Origin of the sequence: Sorangium sp. So ce381 (assembly GCF_051473845.1) — a bacterium.
GTDB lineage: Bacteria > Myxococcota_A > Polyangia > Polyangiales > Polyangiaceae > Sorangium > Sorangium atrum.
Window position 1 is genome coordinate 3,050,343 of the sequence record NZ_CP150336.1, and the last position, 17,743, is coordinate 3,068,085.

Sequence of the window (17,743 nt, forward strand, 5' to 3'; positions counted from 1 at the left end):
CCCCGCTCGCGACAGAGGCCCGTTCGGCAGGAAAGGGGAGGCGATGCTTTCATGGCCTGAAGTGAAGCGGCTGATCTCGCAGATCGTGGGCCCGCGACTCGCCGATCTCGGGTTCAACAACCCAGGCCGTGCCATGTGGCGGGTTCGCCCGTACTTCGTCGACGTCGTATGGTTTCATTGCCCGCGCGCCGGCATCTTCCAGGTCGAGTTTGGCTCTGGGCTGCGAAACGCCGTCCGAAACAATCCGGCTCCCCGGCATTGCCAGTTCCGTACGCAGCCGGCGCGTTCGTTCAACTGGGAGGATTCACCCTGGTCGTTTCGCCTGTCGGAATCGGAGCAGGTCGAGGTCCTTCGGCTGCTGGCCCCTCGGGTCGTGGCCGCCGCAAAGCGGTGGTTCGCTCACTTCGACACGATCGACAGCGCCATCCGCGCACTGGAGAGCAATCCGTGGTCGGGGCCGCGAAATGTGGCGCTCTGCGCGCCAGGCAGTCCTGCATACAACGAAGCGATGTCCGTGCTGCGCGACGCGGCGGCCGGTGTGGCCGGACAATCCGCTGCGGCGGACGAGGCCGGGGCTGTGCACCGCCCTCGTCGCTGAGCCCGAACGCTGTCGCTCGCGATGAGCGGCGCGCAGGCCACCACGCCGGGAACTGAGCAGCTACGGCTGCTCTCTCCCTTTAGCGGCTGACGCCTACGCCTACGCGGAAGGCCGCGGACCGCCGCTGCCGGTGCCGAGCGCGCCGACGCCCGCGGGCTCGCCCTGCGCCGGCGCGCCCGGGAGCGCCGCGCGGGCGCCGCCTTCGGCCTCGAGCGACGCGGCCGCGAAGAGCTCCTCCGGCGAGAGGATCCGGTCGATGTCGAGCAGCAAGAGCAGCCTGTCGCCCACCTTGCCGAGGCCGAGGAGGTGGTCGAGGCGGGCCCGCGTGCCGAACGGCGGCGGCGGCTCGATCGCCGCTGCGTCGAGGTCCACGACGTCGCCCACGGCGTCGATGAAGAGGCCCATCCGGGTGAGCTCGCCGTCGAACTCCGTCTCGACGATGAGGATACAGCTCTGCCGCGTGATCACCGACGCCGGGAGCCCGAGCCGGACGGCGAGGTCGATGACCGGGATCACCCGCCCCCTCAGGTTGAGCACGCCGAGCACGGCCTGCGGCATCCTCGGCACCCGCGTGATCGCGGTGATCTCGACGATCTCGCGCGCGCGGAGGATGTCCACCGCGAGCTCGTCCCCGCCGACGAAGAACGAGATGTACTGCGACGATCGAGGCTCCGGCGCGGCGCTCACGGGACCTCCGCGCGCCCGGAGGTAGCCCGATCCGCGCCCCGCGGCGGAAAGCGCTCGAACTCGGCGTCCTCGTGCAGCGCCGCGGGGGCGCGCGCGGCCCCGTTCGTCCTGGCCCGGGCGAGCGTCGCGAGCACGGCGGCGCCGTTCGAGCCGCCTGGCGAGGCCGGGGAGCCCTGCCGGGAGGGCGGCGGGAGGCGCCGCGCGTCGCCCGCGCCGGGGGCGCGCGGCACGCGGGGGCGCTCGGGGAACGCGAGCTCGTCGCCCACCTGGAAGAAGCGCAGCATGCCCGAGAGCGCGTCCGCCTGCGCCGCGAGCTCCTCGGCCGTGCTGGCGAGCTCCTCGCTGATCGCGGCGTTCCGCTGCGTCACCTCGTCGACGCGGCGCATGGCGCTGTTCACCTGGCCGACCGCGTCGGCCTGGCTGAGAGATGCGGTCGCCACCTCCTGCGTGAGCGCCGAGGTCTGCCGGATCGAGGGCGCCATCTCCTCGAGCAGCTGCCCCGAGCGATCGGCGACCTGCACGCTCGTCGACGCGAGCGCGCCGATCTCCTTGGCAGCAGCCTGGCTCCGCTCCGCGAGCCGGCGGACCTCGCTCGCGACCACGGCGAAGCCGCGGCCGTGCTCGCCGGCCCGGGCCGCCTCGATCGACGCATTCAGCGCGAGCAGGTTGGTCTGATAGGCGATCTCCTGCACGATCGAGACCTTCTCGGCGATGTCGCGCATCGCGGCCACGGTGCGCTGGACCGCCGCGAGGCTCTGCTCCGCGGCGGCCGCGGCGCCGGTGGCGAGCTCGCCCGTCTGCTGGCTGCTCTCGGCGTTCTTCTGGATCGAGCCGCTCACCTCCGAGAGGCTCGCCGACGTCTCCTCCACCGCAGCCGCCTGCTCGCTCGTGCCCTGCGACAGGTTCTGCGAGGTGGCCGAGATCTGCGTCGAGGCCGCGGCGAGCGACTCGGCGCCCGTGCGGATCTCCAGGAGGACGGTCGAGAGCTTGTCCGCCATCTCCGCCATCGCCTCCTCCAGCTGCCCGAGCTCGTCGCGGCCCGCGGCCACGCCCCGGTGCCGCAGATCGCCGTCGGCGATCCGCCTGGCGAGCGCCACGGCCGAGCTCAGCGGCCCGGTGATGCTGCGCGAGACGAGGACGCTGACGATCACGCCGAGCCCGAGCGCCGCGAAGGCGATGAAGCCCATCTCCCTCGAGGCGCTCTGCGCGTCGCCGCTCAGGGACGCCTGCAGCGCCTGCATGTCCTTCGTGCTCGACTCGGCGAAGCCCTCGGCCGATTCCTCGAACCGGTGGATGTCGTCCTTGACGCCGGTCATCACGGCGTTCGCCGCCTGGGCCGTGGGCAGCTGCCCGGCGAGCGCGTCCTGCATCACGCGGCGAAAGCCGATGACGTAGCTCGCCAGGTCGCGCCGCATCGCGGCGACCGACTCCCGCTCGTGGGGCAGCGTCACGAGGCGGTCGAGATCGTCCAGCCGGCGCTGGGTCTGCACCTCGATCTCGTTCCATTTCTCCTGATACCCCTGCTGGACCGGGCGATCGCCCATGCTGAGGAAGCAGTCTTTCTCGTAGCGGCGGAGCTCCATGAGGTCCCGCTCGAGCTCCATCGCGATCGCGAGCTCCCGGACGTCCGACACCAGGATCGAATGCGTCTTCTCCGCGACGGAGGTCAGGCCGAGGTGCCCGGAGATCGCGATGGCGACCATGAGCATCGCCATGAACGCGAGCGAGAGCGAGAGACGCAGCGCTATCCTGAGCCGGTTCATCGTGTCCTTCCCTCCGGATCCATCGCCCCTTCCCGCGCCACCGAGGGGGGAGCTCGCCGCCGTCGATCCAAGGGCGGGAGCTCGCCGCCGCCGTCGCGGCCGCGGGAGAGGTCGTTCAGCAGAGCGTCCACATCGAGGATCAGCGCGAGCCTGCCGTCGCCGAGGACCGTGGAGCCGGTGATGCCCCGGGTGCGGCGGAAGAGCCGGCCGAGCGGCTTGATGACGGTCCTGCCCTCGCCGTCGAGCGAGTCGACGACGAGGCCGGCCTGGCCCCCCTCGTGGGCCACCACCACCACGCTCTCGCGGGCCGGCGCAGGCCCGGAGAGGGCGAAGAGGTCGCGGAGCCGCACGCACGGCAGCGCGCGCCCGTGCACGTGGAGGATGCCGCCAGGGCCCGCGGCGGAGGCGCCGCTCGGGAGCCCGACGCAGGAGACGACCGCGCGGAGCGGGATGACGTACCGCTCGCCGGCGGCGCTCACCGAGAAGCCCTCGATGGTCGCGAGGGTGAGCGGGAGCCGGAGGATCAACGTGGTGCCGACCCCCGCGGCGCTCTCGATGCCTATCGAGCCCTCCAGCGACTCGACGCGGCGCCGCACCACGTCCATGCCCATCCCCCGGCCGGACAGGTCGGAGACGGTCGCGGCGGTGGAGAAGCCCGGCTCGAACACCATGCCGTAGATCTCGCTGTCGGAGAGCGCAGCGGGGTCCGCGCACCTGCCCTGCGCGCTGGCCCGCGCCGCGATCCGGGCGCGGTCCATCCCCGCGCCGTCGTCGGAGACGCGGAGCGCGATGCCGCCGCCCTCGTGGGTGGCGCGCAGGGTGATGGTCCCGCGCGGGTCCTTGCCGCACGCCTTCCGCACCTCGGGCGGCTCGAGGCCGTGATCGATGCCGTTGCGGATGAGGTGGGTCAGCGCGTCGCGGAGGCGCTCGATCACCGCGGTGTCCACCTCGACCTCGCCGTGCACGACCACGAGGCGCGCGAGCTTGCCGTGCGACCGCGCGAGATCGCGCACCGCGCGCTCGTACTGCCGGAACCAGGGGCCGACAGGCACCATCCGCGCGCGGCGGATCGCCTCCTCGAGCTTGGTGTTCAGCCGATCGAGCTCCTCGAGGCCGTCGCGCAGCGCCGCGCCGACGGCTCCGCCCGCGAGCTGGACCTCGCGCGCGATCCGGTTCCGGGTGATCGCGACCTCGCCGATGAGATCGACCATGCAATCGAGCTTCTCGACCGTGATGCGGACCGTCTTCGCGCCCGAGCCCCGGTCGCCCTCGTCCGCGGCGCTCGAGGTGGCCCCCTTCGACGCCGAGGGGGTCCCCTCGCGCTCGGTGCGCCGGGCGTTCCTGAGCCGCTCGAGCACGCCCGCGGGCAGCGAGGTCGACCCCGGCGGCTCCTCTCCGCCGTCCATCTCCGCGAGCTGGCGGCGCGCCGAGTCGACCGTCTCGAGGAGCAAGGAGACCACCATGCCGGTCACCGGCAGCGTGCCCCGGTGGAGATCCTCGATCACGTCCTCGGCGGCGTGGGTGAGCTCGCTCAGCCCGTGGGCGCCGACGGAGCTCGCATTGCCCTTCATCGTGTGGGCGACGCGGAAGATGCGCTCCAGGAGGTGGCCGGCGTCGGGCCGCCGCTCGAGCTCGAGGAGCGCGCCCTCGAGCTCGTCGAGGTGCTCCGCTGTCTCGGCGGCGAACATCTGCATGAGCGCGGCCCGCTCGGCATCCATCGCGATCACAGGAGCTGGATGGCGGCGCTGCCGTCGTCGGTGCGGAAGATGAGCTTCCGGCCCTGGCTGCCGCCCGTGTCCTGGTGGACGACCCGGATCCCGGCGGCGCGCAGCATCATGAGCCCGACCGCCACGTTCTGGTGTCCGAGGTGAGAGTCCCGCTCCCGGAAGGCGGAGATCATGCAGGCGCCTCCGACGATCCGGGCCTGGAGCGAGCGGGGCGTGGCGCCGAAGGCCGCGAGGCGATCGACGAGCTGCTGAAAGGCGGTATCTCCGAAGCGCCCGAGCGCCAGGTTGAGGTTGGGGCAGCTGGGGAGCACGTAGTGATTCATGCCGCCCACGCCGAGCGCCGGCTCCCAGAGGCAGATCGCGACGCACGAGCCGACGATCGTGGTGATGATCGTCGGCTCGTCCGACGCGAAGATGTTGCCCGGCGTGAGGTAGTGGGCCAGCGGGCCGCTCGGGGGGGGCACGCTCAGCCGCGCTCCTCCCGCGCCGAACCGCTGCGACGGGGGCTTGAGCATCGTCATCGCACCTCCAGGGCGCCGCAGCGCTCCCGCCCCGCGCAGAACGGTCCGGCAGCCAGGGTGCCGAGCGCTTCGAGAAGACCCTTATCGAGCGGCCCGAGCGCGGGTTTCTGCGAGAGCAGGTGGAAGACGGCGATGACGCCGACCACGCGCTCGTCCATCGTGAGCGGGACACAGGCCATGACGTCGCCCTCGCCGCGCGCACAGGGGGCCTGGGGGGCGGCCGCGTCGCTGCCGAGCGCGGCGCCCTGCCGGAAATACGGCTCGATCCGCCGCGCCACGCGTCCCACGACGCCCTCTTCCGGCGCCACCAGGACGGCGGACGACGGATCGACGCCGTAGGCCGCGACGACCCTCGCCGCCCCGCCGCCATCGATCTCGAAGACGGCGATCTCCTCCGAGCCGACGAGGTTCGCGATGATGTCCTGGAGGGCGCGGCACGCCTCCTCACGGGTCCGGAGCGGCAGGAGCCGGCGGCTCGCGACATAGAGGCTCGCGAGCTGCGAGCGCTGCTGTTCCTCTGCTGCGCATCGGCCTTCGGCGTGCGCGAGCGCCGCCTCGGCGCGGGCGGCGCGGGCCTCGAGGCGCCCATGGGCCCTCCGAGCCCGGCCGAGCAGCCGGCCGAGCGCGCGGGCGCGCCGCGCGAGCCTCTTCTTCTGCCCTTCGAGCGCGCTCACGTGCGCTCTCGGCGTTCCCTCGCGGCGCACCGCGTGCTCCACCCAGCGCTCAGCTTGTCCATCACGCGACATGTCGGTCTTCACCTCATTCGCCGAGACAGCTCTTGACCTTCTCGAGGAGCTCCAGGGAGTCGATCGGCTTCGTGATGTAGTCCGAGCAGCCACTGCGAAACCCCTCCTCCCTGTGCGAGACCTCGCCTCGGCTCGTGACGAGGACAATCGGCGTCTCCCGCGTCGCCTCCTCCGATCGCAGCCTCCGGCAGGCCTCGAATCCATCCATCGCCGGCATGATCACGTCGAGCAGGATCAGATCAGGCCGCTCGGCGAGCGCCTTGACCACCCCGGCGCTGCCGTCCTTGGCAGTGACCACGTCATAGCTCTTCCGGAGGATCATCTGCTCCATCATCAGGACGGTCTCCGAGTCGTCCACCAGCAGGATCTTCTTTCGAGACACCGCCGCCTCCCCTTTCAGGCAACGAAGACCACTCGAGCGCTCGCCCGTGCGGCTCGACCGCCACCTCTCCCCAAGGGGCGTCGCCTTTGCTCAAGGTACGCTCGGGTCACGCCCCAAGTAAACATCAATCGAGGCGAGACCACTTTGGCATACAGCGTCTTTCCTGCTGAGCCTGCGGTTCGGCCCGCCGGACTCAGCCTCCTCGACAGCGCAGATGCGAGGCTGGGCGCCACGGCGAGAGCGCCCGTGTCTGGCGGAGCCCGGCGGGCCTCTGTTCCGGGTTGCGCGTCGCGGCGCCGGAGCTTGGCCGTGCGATCGTCCGGTGGTACCAGGACACGATGGACGTGAGAGCCGGGCCGCCTTCCCATGATCCTGCGCGCACGGCGCTGCTGATCATCGACATGCAGAACGACTTCCTCGCGGAGGGAGGCGCGTTCTCGAAGCGCCACTGCGATCCGCGCCAGCTCGCGCAGACCGTGGCCTGGCTCGTGCGTGCGGCGCGCGCGCAGGGGCGGGTCGTCGTGTGGGTGACGTCGGTCTACGGCGAGATCGACGCGGCCCCGGACGCGCTCCGCGGGCAGACGCACACCGGCAGCGCGTGCTGCGCCCGCGGCACATGGGGCGCCGAGCTGTTCCCGGCGCTCGTCCCGGCGCGCGCCGAGCGCCCCGCGGGGACCGCGGAATGGCATGTCGAGAAGCGCTGGTATTCGGCGTTCCGCGAGACCGAGCTGCACGCGCGGCTGGAGGAGGCGGGCGTGACCGCCGTGGTCCTGTGCGGCGTCGCGACCAACGTGTGTGTCCTCGCCGCCGCCCGCGACGCGCGCCGGCTCGGCTACGACGTCGACGTCCTCGGGGACGCGACCGCGGCAGGCACCGCGGGCAAACACGCCGTGGCACTGCGCGAGATCGAGGGCCTCGGCGGCCGGCGACGCAGCTGGGCCGACCTCCTCTCCGACGGACCCGGGCCGGTGCACATCGCAGGTATCGGCGCGGGCGAGACGGCGCTGTGGTGCGGCGCCCTCGACGAGCGCCTCGCCGGGGAGGCGGGGGCCTTCGCCGCTGTCGAGCGCGAGGTCGCCTGGACGACGATGCGCCACCGGGGCGGGGAGGTGCCGCGCCTCGTCGCGATCCAGGGCGAGCGCTCGCCCGACGGCGCCATGCCGCTCTATCGCCACCCGGTCGACGAGCAGCCCGATCTCTGCCCCTTCACCCCCGCCGTCGACCGCATCCGCAGGGAGGTCGAGCGCCGCGTCGGGCACCCGCTCAACCATTGCCTGCTCCAGCTCTACCGCACGGGGCGCGACTGGATCAGCGAGCACTCCGACAAGACGCTCGACCTCGTGCGCCCGTCGTTCATCGTCAATGTCTCGCTCGGACGACAGCGCACCATGGTGCTCCGGCCCAAGCGCGCCGAGGACGGGGACGCTCTCCAGAAGGTCCCTTTGCCGCACGGCTCACTGCTCGTCATGGACCTGGAGACGAACGGCCGATTTTATCACGCCATCCGCCAGGAGGGGGACGCGGAGGGCGAGGGCGACGGCCCGACGTCGCCATCGCGCATCTCGCTCACCTTCCGGCACATCGGCACGTTTCACGATCCGGCGACCGGGGCTGTCTGGGGCGTCGGCGCGCCCACGTCCGATCGCGCCGCGGCCGAGGCGCGCGCCCGAGCCCGATCCGCGCTCCCCGGGCCGGAGCGCGAGGCGGCGGAGCGCGCCGAGGCAGAGCGGATGTTGCAGCTCTTCCGCGCCGAGAACATCGACCCCACCTTCGACGCCGCCGCGTACCGCCCGGGCTTCGAGGCGCTCAATTTTCGCACGCTCCGCGCGTTGCAGGAGCCCGGAGGCGACCGATGAGCGCGCAGCGCGCGGTGTATTTCGTGAACGGCTCGATCTCGAGCTGGCGCGTCCTGATGGCGGTTCACGAGAAGGGCCTCGCCTTCGAGCCACGCCGCCTGCGCGTGATGCGGGAGCCCCGGGAGACGCGCACCCCGGAGTTCCTGGCGCTCAACCCGCGGGGCCAGGCCCCGGTGCTCGTTGAGCCCGACGGCACCGTCATGAACGAGTCGCTGGCGATCCTGACGTACCTCGAGCTGCGGTATCCCGAACCCCCGCTCCTCCCGCCGCTCGCCGAGCCCGGCGCGCTCGCCCGCGCGCTCGCCTTTGCGCAGGAGTCCGAGGCCACGGCGTGCGTCTACGACCCGCTGGAGAGCCTCTTCGAGGCCGGCGCGGCAGCCATCTCGCCGGACCGGCGGGCGGCCATCCTTGGCGCGCTCTCGGGCGTGGAGCGGGAGCTCGCGCTGTGGGAAACGCGGGCCCAGGAGACACGGTTCATCGCGTCGGACGCCTTCACGCTCGCGGACTGTGCGTTCTACCCCGTGCTCGCCTACATGCAGCGGCGCGGGCTGTCGCTCGCCGGCTATCCCGCGCTCGACGCCTACGAGCGCCGCGTGCGGAGCCGCCCCTCGGCGGTGGCCTCGTACCCCGAGGGCTGGTCCCACGACCGGCCGCGCCCCGACCTGTTCGCCCGGGCGCGGGCGCTCGCCGCTGCGACGTAGCGCGGCTGCCTCGCCGGCAGCGGGGTGAACGCGGCCCGCTCGACGCGTGGACAGGTCGTCGAGCGGGTCGCCCTCGCGCGCTGGCTCGAGCTCACGAATCTGTGATTCAAGGTGATCGATCGCGTTCGCCGAAATGGTCTCGGGGACGAACTTCGGCGATGCGGCGCTTCATCTGGGCTGAAGTCGGCCATCGCCACTGAACCTTTCGGAGCTGTCATTCGACCGGGACTCACGGAGCACGATCGATCGCCGTCCCATTGCGTGGTGAGCTGAATAGTTGAACTACCTTGTTCTTGACAGGAAAGCGCGTTCGAACGTCTGATTGCGCCGCGATAGCAGCTGCCGTTCCGGTGAGCGCAAATCCAACCGACGAACGTTGATTGTGCTCGCTCCAGGGCAAGCCCCAACGCTGGAATGATGGCGCCGTTCGGAGAGCGTGAGGCCCGGACCGAGCCGATGGCACCGAAGCGTGGAGCGGGCTGCCAGACACCGCCTCTGCCCATCTGGACTCACCCACGGCCTGACCTGTGGCACCGCCCGGCGCCGCAAACGCGTGAGTCCGATGGAGTCAGGGGGCTTGAGCCGGCGCGGTCGCCGCGATGGATAGCTCACCGGAGCGGGCCTGCGCTCTGACGCCGCTGTCATAGAGCAGGCTGGAGAGGCGCGTGGATGCGCGCCCCCGCCAGACGAGGTGCGCGTCGAGGCGTTGGCACTGAAGCTGCACCCTCCGCGGCAGGATGCGGGGCGAGGACGTGTCGCGATCCTGCGCGACCTGTCCGCTCAGGCGTTCGAAGGAGTGACGGCATGAATCGACTCTTTGGGTTCATCATGACGGCCGCGTCGAGCATCGCGGTTGTCGGCTGCGGAAACGACATGGCCTCGGGCTACGCTGGCGATTTCGGCGCGACGCCCGGGGGCGTGAAGGATATGGGCTTCGCCCGAGGTCTCGTCGAGAACGGCAGGGTGCCGCCGCCCGAGGCGTTCGTCGTCGAGGCGATGTTCTCGGAGCACGATTTGCCGCTCGAGGGCGCGCCGTGCGCGACGCTCCTCTGCGTGCGCGCCGCGATGGGGATCGCGCCGGACGCGCAGGGGGAGAGCGCCGCGTGGGTACAGGTCGGCATGTCGTCGACGATCGATCCCGAGACCTTCAAGCGGCCGTCGATGGCGATCGTCGCGACGGTCGACGTATCCGGCTCGATGTCGTGGAGCTACGGCGATGGCGGAGGCGGGATGCCCGCGGCGATAGCGCACTCACTCCTCTGGAACGTGGCGAGCCACCTCGACGCCGACGATCGCTTCGCGCTCGTCACGTATGGCTCGTCGGTCGACACGCCGCTCGACTGGACGCGAGGGAACGACCCCGAGATCAAGGAGGCCATAGGCGAGCTCTCGGAGGACGGCTCCACCAACATGGAGGCGGGCCTCCTTCGGGCGTACGAGCTCGCGCGCGAGGCGAAGGGCACGGCCGACGAGGTCCGCGTCATGCTCTTCACCGACGTTCAGCCGAACGTGGGGGCCACCGGCGGCAGCGAGTTCGAGCGCCTGGTCGCGAAGGGCGCGGACGACGGCATCGGGATCAGCGTCTTCGGCCTGGGCCTGGGGCTCGGCGCCGAGGTCATGAACCGGATGTCGCACCTGCGCGGGGCCAACGCCTTCAGCCTGATGAACGCCGACGACGTCGGGCTCTTCATGCAAGACAATTGGCCGTGGATGGCGACGCCGATCGCCCATGATCTCAGCCTCGTCGCGACCCCTTCGCCCGGCCTCTCGCTCGCGCACGCCTATGGCTTCCCCACGGGGGAGGCCGGCGCGACGTCGATCGCGTCGCTCGACGTGGCGAGCGTGTTTCTCAGCAAGCGCAAGGGGGCGCTGCTCCTTTCCCTCACGCCGGCGTCGCCGGAGGAGATCGCGGGGTCGGAGGTGGAGATCGCGCTCAATTACGTCGACCGCTCGGGAGAGCCGGTCACGAGCTCCCTCTCGGCGCGCTATGACGGCGAGGCGCTCGACGAGCGCGGCGTGGTGATGCCGCAGGCGAGCGTCGACAAGACGGTGGCGCTCGCGCTCCTCGTGCAAGCGATGCACGACGCGGCGCAGGAGTACGGCTCGGACCACGCCGCGGCGATTGCCACCTTGGAGCCCGCGCTCGCGCGCTTCGCGGCCGACGCGGCGGCGATAGGAGACGTCGGCATCGACGAGGAGGCGGCGTTCTGGCCCGCGCTCCTGGACCTCATGAAGGCGGACGCCCCGCGAGGAGATTTTTATGGTGATTTCAGCGGCAACTGACCCTCTCCGGAGGCTCGTGATCGTCCTCGGCTGCGCGCTCGTCACGGCGTGCGGCGCGTCCCCGGATCGAGACGGCGACGGGTTCGACGCGTCGGATGACTGCAACGACGCGAACGCCGAGGTGCACCCGGACGCCGCCGAGATCTGCGACGACGGCATTGATAACGACTGCGATCTCATGGTCGACGTCGCCGACGCGGCCTGCTCCGGCGGGTCGGGCGCGTGAGCTAGGCGCCGAGCGAGCAAGCCCGATCCCAGCACCCCGGACGCGTCACGCCGGGCGGGGCGCAGGCTGCGCCGTGGCGGCGCCCCGTGCCTGTAGCTGCATCCACCGCGCCGTGATCACCGCGGCCACGAGCGCGACGATCGTCGTGACCAGGAGCGGCGTGGCGCCGTCGCCGGACATGTGCGCCCGAGAGACGTTGTCGAAGTGGATGCCCAGGTGCGCCGCCCACGCGACGAGCACGCTGCCGCCGGCGCGGAGGTGCAGCGCCGTCATCAGCACGCTGAGCGACGTGATGAACAGGAGGCTGAGCGGCCACGACCACCACGGGACGCCCGGCAGGCACATGGCGGGCAGGTGCCAGAACGTCCATGCGACGCCGAGGACGAGGCTGGCGCGCACGGGTCCTTGCGCCGGAAGGAGCCGCCGGAGGGCATAGCCGCGCCATCCCAGCTCCTCACCCAGCGGGGCGAGGACGGCGATCCCTCGGTGTTCCGGTGTGACAGGCGTATACAGGAGCGTCGAGGGGAGGCTCCCGCCGGCGAGCGCCAGCAGCCCGAGGCCGAGGAGGTGCAGCGCCGCCGGTATGCACAGCGCGAGCGGCGCGTAGCCCCAGCCCGTCGGGGCGCGGTGGGGTGACAGGAGCCCGGAGAGCCCCGCTCGGCCGCCCTCCTTCCAGGCGCAGACCGCGGCCGCGAGCGAGGGGCCGACGGCGCCGAGCACGAGCGGCGCCATGGCGACGCCGGGAGGGATGCCGGCGCCCCACTGCTGGAGCAGCAGGGGCAGTTGGCAGAGCCATGTGATGGCGTAGGCGAGGAGGAAGAACCGGGCCACCGGACGAGGCATGGACCGGCGGGACAGCGGCGCGCGCAGGATGTTCCCCGTGGCCGCGCCCGGGCGGCAACCGGAAGGAGGCGTCGGCAGCGACCGCCACGGCGGCCGGGGTTGTCCCCGCTCCAGCCATTACGCGAAGCAGCCGGGTCAAATGATGGAACCGCCAAGTCGTCATAAGACGCCAAGACTTTGTGATTCTCTTGGCGTCCTTAGCGGCTTGGCGGTTCAAAAGACCCCCACCTTTGGCCAAAGTCGTCCACCACCCCCGAAGGCATCCCGCGTGGGGCTCACATCCCGCGCGTGCGTCCCAGCAGCGAGCGCAGGATCTCCTCCGCATGCGTCCACAGCAGCGACCCTCCCGCCTCCGGGAGCACGCGCCGCTCTGCCGCGCGCAGCCGTCCGGCGAGCGACGCACCGAAGTCCGGCGAGTGCACCGTGCTCGTGTCCCGCGCGCCGTACCACAGGTCGACCGGCGCGCGGATGCTCCCTGGGTCGAACGGCCATGGGCTCATCGTCAGCACCGTGTCGCGCGCATAACCGGCCGGCCCCTGCGAGAAGGCCTCATCCATCGCGCGCCGGTAAACGCGCTCGAACACCGGGGCGGTGTACACCGCGCGGTCGACGTCCGCGAGCGTCGGAATGACGAAGCTCCACATCGCCTCGGCGCTGAACCCGGAGAAAAATGCCTCGGCGCGCGCAGGGTCGGTCGCCACGAGCTCCACGAGCCGCCGCACGTCCGGCGCCAGCGCATCGGCGAACACCGGATTCGCCAGCTCATCGGTCCCAGCGACCACGGCCACGCCACCCACGACGCCGGCCGCCGCGCAGGCCAGGGCGAACGGCGCGCCCGCCGAGAACCCGACGGCCGCCACGCCGGACAGCTGCCGCGCCTCGAGGAAGCGCCGTATGTCCTGCGCCCAGTCGCCGAGCGTGCGGCCCGGGGCCTGGTCCGACGCCCCGAGCCCCGGGCGATCCACGGAGATCAGCCGCACGCCGAGCCCGCCGACGACGTCGCCCCCGAACCCCATCGACCGGCTCGTGGCGCCGCCGGGGCAGAGCAGCACCGGGATGCCGTCCTCCGGTCCCCACTCCGCCCAGCCCAGCCGCCGGCCGTCTGGAAGCGCCGTCTTCCCGAGCCGGACCGGCTCCACCACGCCGTTGATCATGGCCCCAAGGTAGTTGACCTGCTCCGAGGATGCCAGGTGCTCCGTGCGTGTCGGGAAGGCGCCGAGACCGACCGGGGTCAGGACAGTGTACCAGGGAGCACACGTGTACGAGCTGCGCAGTTCCGCATGGAGCTGCCACGGACTCCCGTGGTACGGTGATGTTGTCAGGGGTGAGTGGGGTGAACCTGTGATCGAGCCCGCGCCGGCCTTCGGCACGCAAGTGCGCATGAATCAACCGCTCGACGGCGCGCCGGCCGGGGAAGGGGACAGGCCATGATCGCGATCGCCGAGCCGGGCGCGCGCACGCTCAGCGACGACGAGTTCGTCCTGTTCCAGAGGCTCGTCAAGCGCCTCTCGGGCATCTCGCTGGGCCCGCAGAAGAAGCCGCTCCTGCTCTGCCGGCTCGGGCCCCGGCTCCGCCTGCTCGGCCTCCGCAGCTTTGGCGAGTACTACCGCCGGGTGACCGCGGCGGGCGGCGAGGACGAGCTCGTGCACATGCTCGACTGCATCTGCACCAACGAGACCCATTTCTTCCGGGAACGCGAGCAGTTCGCGCTCCTCGAGCGCGAGATCCTCCCGGCGTGGGAGAAGAGCGCGGGGCACGGCGCGCCGGACCGCGGAGCGCCCCGCGCGCGCGTCCGCCGCCCGCTGCGCGCGTGGAGCGCGGCCTGCTCGACCGGGGAAGAGCCCTACTCGATAGCGATGACGCTGCTCGACAGCCTGTCCTCCTCCTCCGACGGCAGCGGCGCCGCGGGACGGGCGTCGCGCTGGGCAGGCGGCGCGCCTGCCGGCGTTCCGGGGATCGGCGTCCTGGCGACGGACCTGTCCGTCCGTGCGCTCGAGCAGGCGCGACGCGCGGTGTGGCCGATCGAGCGGGCCTCGGAGATCCCCGACGAGCGCCTGCGCGCCTACATGCTCCGCGGGACGGGCGCAAGCGCGGGCCTGATGAAGGCCGGGCCGGAGCTACGCCAGATCGTCACCTTCCGGCGCTTCAACCTGCTCGACGCGGCGCCCGAGCGATTCGGCCTGTTCGATCTGATCTTCTGCCGGAACGTCTTCATCTATTTCGACGCCGTGACGAAGGCGGAGATCGTGGCGAAGCTCATCGCCAGCCTCGCGCCCGGAGGGTACCTGTTCCTCGGGCACGCCGAGGGCCTCCACGGGACGGACCCCCGCGTGCGATGCATCGCGCCGTCCGTTTATCAGCTCCAGCCTCTGGCAGGGCTCAAGGGAAGCCGGAACCCGTAGCGCTCCTCCGGGAAGCTGCTCCTGAACAGCAGCTCGTCCGACGGAGCCTCTCTCGATGTGACACGCGACGCCGCTCGGCGGTGCGCGGTTAGGGATGGATGTTGAGCTTGTAAACGCCGGATTCCTGGAACGCGCCGTCGACCACGATGACGATGGTCTGCCCAGCGTCGAGCGACACCGTGACCTCCGACGTGAACAGGTGCAGCTCCTCCCCGAGCACGTCGTCGCTGCACGCGATCTCCTCGCCATAGCAGTCCCCGTCGAACACGGCGAGCACGGTGTCGTAGTCGGAGCCGACCGTATCGATCGTGTACGTCCCTGCCTCCGGGGCGGTGAACAGATAGACCACCTCAGGCGCGTCGATGCCGCCGCAGCTCGCGTCCACCTCGGCGAGGCTCCCCTTGGTCGTCCCGGTCGCGGTCTGCGAGGCGAGGGGCGTGAGCTCGATGGGCTTATCGCACGTGCCGGTGCCGTCGAACAGGTCCAGGTTGAGCATGTAGGCGCCCTCCGCGCCGTGGCTGTCGACGCTGATCAGGGCGGTCTGGCCGGCGTCCAGCCACACGAGCTTGCTCGAGTCCCTGCTATCGTTGACGCAGGCCATCTCGTCGCCCTCGCACCCGCCGTCGCGCACGGACAGGACCGTATCGACCGTGGAACCCACGGTGTTCATGCGGTAGAAGCCATCTGCGGGCGCGGTGAAGCTGTAAGTCGCCTCCCCGCCGGGCACCGAGGCGCAGGAGGGCGCCAGGAGATCGGGATAGCCCTCGGTGTTGCCCGTGACCGACTGCGGGACCACGGCGTCGAGCTCGAAGAGGGGGCACGGCGGCGCCTCCCGCTGGGTGATGTTGAGCATGTAATCGCCGCTCGTCGACACGCTGTCCACGGAGACGATCACCGTCTGACCGGCGGAGAGGAACAGGCTCGCCCGCGAGTGGGTGACGACCCCCGCGGGGTCCACGTTGTCATTGCACCTGAGCGAGGGGCCAGAGCACGAGCCGTCCAGCACCTCCAGGACCGTATCGAGCGCCGAGCCGTTCGTGTCGAAGACGTAGAGCGCGTCGGCCGGGGCGGTGAAGCGGTACGTCGCCTCGGGGGCCCCGCGAGAGGCGCAGTCCGGCGCGAGGTGATCGGCGAGATCCGCGGTCGTGCCCGTGACCGTCTGCGGCACCGTCGAGCCGAGATCGATCAACGGGCACGGCACCTCGTCGACCTCGAGCCGGTAGTCGCCCGTCGCGCCCGCGGTGTCCACCACGAGGACGACGGTCTCGCCGGCCGCGAGCGAGAGCGTGATGAGCGCCGGCTCGAACAGGCCGTCGACGCACGCGATGAGCTCGCCGTCGCACGAGGCGCGGCGCGCCTCCATGAGGACGGGGAAGCTCGAACCGGACGCATCGAACGTGTAGAGGCCCTCGCGCGGCGCCGTGAAGCCGTAGGTCGCCTCGCCCCCGGTCGAGAAGGTCGCGCAGGCCGAGATCAGGTTGCGGAGGTGCTCGTTGTTCCCGGTCACCGCCTGCGGCAGGGTCCCGCCGATCTGGACGCCCGGGCACGGCGGGGCCTCGAAGAGATCCAGCGTGAAGCTCGCCAGCGGGCCGGCCGGGTCCGCCACGGCGACGAGCACCGTCTGACCGGCCTCGAGCGTCGCGAACGCGTTCGACTCGCCGGCGCCGTAGCGGCAGTTGAGCGAGGGGCCCGTGCACGTGCCGCCGTCGAGGACCTGGACGATCAGGTCCGACGGGGCGTGCGCGCTGAACACGTAGGTGCCGTCCGACGGGGCCGTGAACGAGTACGTGGCGTCCGGGGTCGCGCTGATGTCGCAGGTCGCGGACACCGTGTCCTCGCGCAAGACGGTCGTGCCCGTCACCGTCTGCGGCACGACGGGATCGAGGGCGGTCGGCGCGCACTGGACCGGCCCGGGCTCGGCCACGCGGAGCGTGAAGTCGCCCTGCGCGCCGCGCGCGCCGCTCACCACCACGAGGATGCGCTCGCCGTCGGCGAGATCGACGGAGATCTGCGACTGGAGGCTCCCCGCGTTGTCGTTGCAGGCGAGCTCCTCGCACGTGTCGGCCCGCAGCGCGCCGAGCGCCGTGTCGTAGGGAGACTCGAAGGTGTCGAACAGGTAGGTCCCCGCGCGAGGCGCCGTGAACAGGAACGCCTGATCGGCCGCGCCGGGCCCCGAGCAGGTCAGCCAGCGGCCGTCGTCGGCGCCGAGCGTCGTGCCGGTCACCCGCTGCGGGACGGCGGAGCCGATGTCCCGGGAGGGCTCCGCGCTGCACGCGCAGGTGCCGCCCTCGCAGGGGCGCCCGGGGTCGCAGGCGCGATCGCACCGGCCGCAGTGCTGCGGATCTGCGGCGAGGTCCACGCAGCTGCCGGCGCAGTCGGTGAGGCCCGGGAGGCAGATCGGCCGGCATGTGGAGCCGGCGCACGCGCGGCCCGGCGGGCAGTGCGCGCCGCACTTGCCGCAATGGTCCGGGTCGGTGCGCGTGTCGACGCACGCGTCGCCGCAGCGCTTCACGTAGCGGCCCTCGCGGCACTCGGATGGCCCGCCGCCGTCACCTCCGCCGCCGCTACCACCGTCGCCGCCGCCGTCGTCACCGCCGGTCCCCAGCGGCTCGCAGGCGCCCTTCACGCACGCCGCCCCGGCCGGACATTCCTGGCCGCACGCGCCGCAGTGCTCCGGATCGGCGTGCAGCGCCACGCAGGTCCCGTCGCAGACCGAGTAGGGAGCCTCGCAGCGCGGCGCCAGGGCGTCGTCGCCGCCGCACGCGGACGTCGCCGAGAGGACCGCGGCCGGGAGCCAGAGCGCGGCCATCGAGAGCGCGTGCCCGAAGCGAAATCCGTGTCTGTTCATCGGCATCCCCCTGCGGCGCGCGCCGTCGACCCGCGCGAGCCGGCGGAGAATGCGAGCGCCTCTCCGACGTCCGGCTCCCGGGCTCCGCGCTGGTGGTTGATGGCTGACGTGGCCGCTCCGCTCATCCGACCCTGCCATCGAGGCCTCGCTGCGCCGGCCG

15 protein-coding genes are annotated in these 17,743 nt (G+C 71.8%); 6 read left to right on the plus strand and 9 right to left on the minus strand.

Translation table 11 applies throughout. The features are described 5' to 3' along the window. The first annotated feature begins 43 nt into the window (after nt 1-43). Nucleotides 44-598 (plus strand): hypothetical protein, encoded by a 555-nt coding sequence (locus tag WMF29_RS11675; RefSeq protein WP_437328906.1) that lies wholly within the window; start codon nt 44-46, stop codon nt 596-598. Between the two features lie 99 nt (nt 599-697). On the opposite strand, the gene WMF29_RS11680 is transcribed toward WMF29_RS11675, so the two are convergent. The 6 genes from WMF29_RS11680 to WMF29_RS11705 are packed head-to-tail and all read right to left on the minus strand — an operon-like array spanning nt 698 to nt 6,424. Further along, nucleotides 698-1,285 carry a chemotaxis protein CheW gene (locus WMF29_RS11680; RefSeq protein ID WP_437328907.1) on the minus strand — a complete coding sequence of 196 codons (588 nt, stop codon included), beginning with the start codon at nt 1,283-1,285 and terminating at the stop codon, nt 698-700. Next, a complete protein-coding gene (locus WMF29_RS11685) occupies nt 1,282-3,048 on the minus strand; it encodes a methyl-accepting chemotaxis protein (protein WP_437328908.1) in 1,767 nt (588 codons plus the stop codon). Before WMF29_RS11685 ends, WMF29_RS11680 begins: the two co-directional genes overlap by 4 nt. Next, complete coding sequence (locus WMF29_RS11690) at nt 3,045-4,766, minus strand: chemotaxis protein CheA (protein ID WP_437331106.1); 1,722 nt, start codon at nt 4,764-4,766, stop codon at nt 3,045-3,047. The genes WMF29_RS11685 and WMF29_RS11690 overlap by 4 nt, the downstream gene beginning before the upstream one ends. 5 nt (nt 4,767-4,771) lie before the next feature. Next, nucleotides 4,772-5,290: a chemotaxis protein CheD gene (locus tag WMF29_RS11695; protein WP_437328909.1), complete on the minus strand. Its 519-nt coding sequence runs from the start codon at nt 5,288-5,290 to the stop codon at nt 4,772-4,774. 2 nt (nt 5,291-5,292) lie between these two features. Then, a complete protein-coding gene (locus tag WMF29_RS11700) occupies nt 5,293-6,042 on the minus strand; it encodes a GAF domain-containing protein (protein ID WP_437328910.1) in 750 nt (249 codons plus the stop codon). Nucleotides 6,043-6,055: 13 nt separating this feature from the next. Continuing rightward, a complete protein-coding gene (locus WMF29_RS11705) occupies nt 6,056-6,424 on the minus strand; it encodes a response regulator (protein ID WP_437328911.1) in 369 nt (122 codons plus the stop codon). Between the two features lie 338 nt (nt 6,425-6,762). On the opposite strand from WMF29_RS11705, the gene WMF29_RS11710 reads away from it, so the two are divergent. The 4 genes from WMF29_RS11710 to WMF29_RS11725 all read left to right on the plus strand — a co-directional run bounded on the left by WMF29_RS11710 (nt 6,763) and on the right by WMF29_RS11725 (nt 11,490). After that, a complete protein-coding gene (locus WMF29_RS11710) occupies nt 6,763-8,280 on the plus strand; it encodes an isochorismatase family protein (RefSeq protein WP_437328912.1) in 1,518 nt (505 codons plus the stop codon). Continuing rightward, nucleotides 8,277-8,981, plus strand: coding sequence for a glutathione S-transferase family protein (locus tag WMF29_RS11715; protein WP_437328913.1), 705 nt, complete (start codon nt 8,277-8,279; stop codon nt 8,979-8,981). Before WMF29_RS11710 ends, WMF29_RS11715 begins: the two co-directional genes overlap by 4 nt. Before the next feature lie 804 nt (nt 8,982-9,785). Next, entirely contained in the window at nt 9,786-11,264 is a 1,479-nt protein-coding gene (locus tag WMF29_RS11720; protein ID WP_437328914.1) for a vWA domain-containing protein, read from the plus strand. Continuing rightward, a complete protein-coding gene (locus WMF29_RS11725; protein WP_272102995.1) occupies nt 11,242-11,490 on the plus strand; it encodes a putative metal-binding motif-containing protein in 249 nt (82 codons plus the stop codon). The genes WMF29_RS11720 and WMF29_RS11725 overlap by 23 nt, the downstream gene beginning before the upstream one ends. Before the next feature lie 45 nt (nt 11,491-11,535). Here the strand turns inward: WMF29_RS11725 and WMF29_RS11730 are convergent, their stop codons facing one another. Both WMF29_RS11730 and WMF29_RS11735 read right to left on the minus strand, forming a co-directional pair. After that, nucleotides 11,536-12,333: a CPBP family intramembrane glutamic endopeptidase gene (locus WMF29_RS11730; protein WP_437328915.1), complete on the minus strand. Its 798-nt coding sequence runs from the start codon at nt 12,331-12,333 to the stop codon at nt 11,536-11,538. Between the two features lie 275 nt (nt 12,334-12,608). Further along, complete coding sequence (locus tag WMF29_RS11735) at nt 12,609-13,487, minus strand: alpha/beta fold hydrolase (protein WP_437328916.1); 879 nt, start codon at nt 13,485-13,487, stop codon at nt 12,609-12,611. Nucleotides 13,488-13,760: 273 nt separating this feature from the next. Between WMF29_RS11735 and WMF29_RS11740 the strand changes: the two genes are divergently transcribed. Further along, complete coding sequence (locus tag WMF29_RS11740; protein ID WP_437328917.1) at nt 13,761-14,735, plus strand: CheR family methyltransferase; 975 nt, start codon at nt 13,761-13,763, stop codon at nt 14,733-14,735. Nucleotides 14,736-14,823: 88 nt separating this feature from the next. Here the strand turns inward: WMF29_RS11740 and WMF29_RS11745 are convergent, their stop codons facing one another. After that, entirely contained in the window at nt 14,824-17,583 is a 2,760-nt protein-coding gene (locus tag WMF29_RS11745) for an MXAN_6577-like cysteine-rich protein (RefSeq protein ID WP_437328918.1), read from the minus strand. Nucleotides 17,584-17,743 lie beyond the last annotated feature (160 nt).